General features: G+C 62.2%; 5 protein-coding genes. 1 reads left to right on the top strand and 4 read right to left on the bottom strand.

What is annotated here, in order from left to right; translation table 11 throughout:
- Positions 1 to 64: 64 nt before the first annotated feature.
- From trmB to RGM2987_RS00305, 4 genes are all read right to left on the bottom strand, one after another.
- Positions 65 to 790 (bottom strand): tRNA (guanosine(46)-N7)-methyltransferase TrmB, encoded by a 726-nt coding sequence (gene trmB / locus RGM2987_RS00320; protein WP_245138125.1) that lies wholly within the window; start codon positions 788 to 790, stop codon positions 65 to 67.
- A gap of 9 nt (positions 791 to 799) precedes the next feature.
- On the bottom strand, positions 800 to 1594 hold the full coding sequence (locus tag RGM2987_RS00315) for a thiazole synthase (protein ID WP_003177480.1): 795 nt from the start codon (positions 1592 to 1594) through the stop codon (positions 800 to 802).
- Positions 1595 to 1648: 54 nt separating this feature from the next.
- Positions 1649 to 1849, bottom strand: a complete 201-nt coding sequence (gene thiS, locus RGM2987_RS00310; RefSeq protein WP_215003732.1) for a sulfur carrier protein ThiS — start codon at positions 1847 to 1849, stop codon at positions 1649 to 1651.
- A gap of 84 nt (positions 1850 to 1933) precedes the next feature.
- Positions 1934 to 2314: a DUF423 domain-containing protein gene (locus RGM2987_RS00305; protein WP_245138124.1), complete on the bottom strand. Its 381-nt coding sequence runs from the start codon at positions 2312 to 2314 to the stop codon at positions 1934 to 1936.
- 73 nt (positions 2315 to 2387) lie between these two features.
- On the opposite strand from RGM2987_RS00305, the gene mtgA reads away from it, so the two are divergent.
- Entirely contained in the window at positions 2388 to 3119 is a 732-nt protein-coding gene (mtgA, locus tag RGM2987_RS00300; RefSeq protein WP_245138123.1) for a monofunctional biosynthetic peptidoglycan transglycosylase, read from the top strand.
- Positions 3120 to 3205: the final 86 nt, after the last annotated feature.

Below are 3205 nucleotides of genomic sequence, written 5' to 3'. Positions count from 1 at the left end.
TTTCATTTCCTGACACTACGCATTCGCGAGCAAGCCCGCTCCCACATTGGATACAGCGTATGGCTTAAGCCAACTTCTCGAACTTCAGATCCCAAACCCCATGCCCAAGCCGTTCACCACGGCGTTCGAACTTGGTGATCGGCCGCTCGGCCGGGCGCGGGACGCATTTGCCGTCTTCGGCCAGGTTGCGGTAACCCGGCGCAACGTTCATCACTTCCAGCATGTATTCGGCATAAGGCTCCCAGTCGGTCGCCATGTGCAGCACGCCGCCGACTTTCAACTTGCTGCGCACCAGCTCAGCGAACGAAGCCTGGACGATACGGCGCTTATGATGACGGCTCTTGTGCCACGGATCCGGGAAGAACAGCATCAACCGGTCGAGGCTGTTGTCGGCGATGCAGCGATTGAGCACTTCAATGGCGTCGCAATCGTAGACCCGCAAGTTGGTCAGGCCCTGGGTGAGCACGCCATTGAGCAGCGCACCGACACCAGGCCGGTGCACTTCCACGCCAATGAAATCCTGCTCCGGTGAGGCGGCAGCCATTTCCAGCAGCGAGTGGCCCATGCCGAAGCCGATTTCCAGCGAGCGCGGGGCCGAGCGGCCAAACACCTGGTCGAAATCCACTGGCGCATCGGCCAGCGGCAGGACAAACAGCGGTGCGCCCTGTTCCAGGCCGCGCTGTTGGCCTTCGGTCATGCGCCCGGCGCGCATCACGAAACTCTTGATGCGGCGGTGTTGGCGCTCTTCGCCCTCTTCCGGCAGGACAGGCGTGTCGTTCGATTCAGTCATCAATGGCTCTTACTTGATCAGACCATCCAGCGGCGAGGAGGCGCTGGCGTAAAGTTTTTTCGGCATGCGACCGGCGAGGTACGCCAGGCGCCCGGCGACAATGGCGTGCTTCATGGCCTCGGCCATCAGGATCGGTTGCTGGGCGTGGGCGATGGCCGAGTTCATCAGCACCGCCTCGCAACCCAGCTCCATGGCGATGGTGGCGTCGGAGGCGGTGCCGACACCGGCATCCACCAGCACCGGGATCTTGGCTTCTTCAAGGATGATCTGCAGGTTGTACGGGTTGCAGATCCCCAGGCCCGTACCGATCAGGCCAGCCAGCGGCATCACCGCAATGCAACCGATTTCCGCCAATTGACGGGCAATGATCGGGTCATCGCTGGTGTACACCATCACGTCGAACCCTTCCTTGACCAGGGTTTCAGCGGCCTTGAGGGTTTCGATCACGTTGGGGAACAGGGTTTTCTGGTCCGCCAGCACTTCCAGCTTCACCAGGTTGTGGCCGTCGAGCAGCTCACGGGCCAGGCGGCAGGTGCGCACGGCCTCGATGGCGTCGAAGCAACCGGCGGTGTTGGGCAGGATGGTGTAGCGATCCGGCGGGAGGATATCCAGCAGGTTCGGTTCGCCCGGGTTCTGACCGATGTTGGTCCGGCGCACGGCCACGGTCACGATTTCGGCGCCCGAGGCCTCGATGGCCAGGCGGGTTTCTTCCATGTCGCGGTACTTGCCGGTGCCTACCAGCAAGCGCGACTGGTAGGTACGACCGGCCAGGACGAAGGGCTTGTCGCTACGAACGATGCTCATGGGAAATCCTCTGTTGGGGTGAGGTTCTTGCGAAAGGCTGCGAAACCGGAGCGACTAGCCGCCGCCGATGGCGTGTACGACTTCAACCTGATCACCCTCGTTGAGGGTGGTGTCGGCATGCTGGCTGCGCGGGACGATATCCAGATTGAGTTCCACCGCGACGCGACGTCCGGCCAGTTCCAGACGGGTCAGCAGGGCCGCAACGGTTTCACCGTCGGGCAGGTCAAGGGGTTCGCCGTTCAACTGAATGCGCATGCCGGATGCCGTCATCATTTTTAGGGGCTGGCATTCTAGCCCGATCAGTCTGGGCGACCCAAGTCCCTTGGTCAGCTACGGGCCTCAGACGGCCACTTGCAGGCGCCACGCGGCGATGCCCAGGCACAACCAGCCGATCAGGAACGCAACGCCGCCGAACGGTGTGATGATGCCGAGTTTGCTGGTGCCGGTGAGAGTCAGCAGGTAGAGGCTACCGGAGAACAGCAGGATGCCGACCACAAATGAAATCCCGGCCCAGGTGACGATGCGACCGGGAATGTGCGTGGCCAGCAACGCGACCCCCAGCAACGCCAGGGTGTGCACCAGTTGGTAAGTGACGCCGGTGTGGAAGATCGCCAGGTAATCGGCGCTCAGGCGGTTTTTCAGCCCGTGGGCGGCAAACGCGCCGAGTGCCACGCCGGTGAAGCCGAAAAAAGCCGCCAGCATCAGAAAACTACGCAGCATGAGAACTCCAGTCAGACTCGGTGGACAGGGTCTGTATAATGGCCCGCTCGACCGGTTCGGCCAAGCCATCTCTATGCTGCATTCACTGCGTTCATTATTTCGACGATTCCTCAAAGCCCTGCTCTGGTTCGCCGTCGGCAGCGTTGTGCTGGTGCTGCTGTTTCGCGTGGTGCCGCCACCGTTCACCGCGCTGATGATTGAGCGCAAGGTCCAGTCCTGGTTCAGCGGTGAACCGATCGACCTGCAACGCAGCTGGCAGCCTTGGGAGCGGATCTCGGACAATCTCAAGGTTGCGGTGATTGCAGGCGAAGACCAGAAATTCCCCGAGCATTGGGGTTTCGACATCGGCGCGATCCAGGCGGCATTCGCCCACAACGAGCGCGGCGGTTCGATTCGCGGCGCCAGCACGCTCAGCCAGCAAGTGTCGAAGAACCTGTTCCTGTGGTCGGGGCGCAGCTGGCTGCGCAAGGGCCTGGAAGCCTGGTTCACCGCGTTGATCGAGGTGTTCTGGCCCAAGCAACGGATTCTTGAGGTGTACCTCAACAGCGTCGAGTGGGACAACGGCGTATTCGGCGCCGAAGCCGCGGCGCGACATCATTTCCGCGTTGGTGCCGACGCCTTGTCCCGCCAGCAGTCCAGCCTGCTGGCCGCAGTATTGCCCAACCCGCGCAAATGGAGCGCCAGCCGGCCGAGCCCTTATGTACTGCGGCGGGCCAGCTGGATTCGCCAGCAGATGAGCCAGCTGGGGGGTGGCGGTTATTTGCTGGAGCTCAACAATGCGCGGCGCGCGCCTTGGGCGCAGTAACCAGTAACACCGCAGATCCTTGTGGTCCCTTGTGGGAGCGGGCTTGCTCGCGAAAGCGGTGTGTCAGATATGGCGATGTCAACTGA

It is taken from the genome of Pseudomonas sp. RGM2987 (assembly GCF_022952855.1).
Lineage (GTDB): Bacteria > Pseudomonadota > Gammaproteobacteria > Pseudomonadales > Pseudomonadaceae > Aquipseudomonas.
This window is presented reverse-complemented; position numbering and strand designations above follow the sequence as displayed.